Consider the following 208-nt stretch of genomic DNA (forward strand, 5'->3'; position numbering starts at 1 on the left):
TCTGCTTGTGATATTTAGCTAATCTATTTTTCGCTTTGGTATGTCGTTTACTCCCCTTTGTTTTCCGCTGTAATTGTCTTTGTAACCTCCCTAACTGTTTTTTCGATTTTCGGTATTTTTTCGGATTATCAAATGTTTTCGCTGTATTTAAACTAACGGCTACAGCTAAACTATTGATACCTGAATCCACACCAACAATATCATCTAC

1 protein-coding gene is annotated in these 208 nt (G+C 35.1%); it reads right to left on the bottom strand.

The window, feature by feature from the left end:
- Positions 1-208: transposase (locus tag AABK37_RS42310; RefSeq protein WP_432557320.1), on the bottom strand; the 208-nt coding region annotated here is incomplete at both ends.

The sequence above is a fragment of the Tolypothrix sp. VBCCA 56010 genome, from assembly GCF_050875635.1.
Classification (GTDB): domain Bacteria; phylum Cyanobacteriota; class Cyanobacteriia; order Cyanobacteriales; family Nostocaceae; genus Hassallia.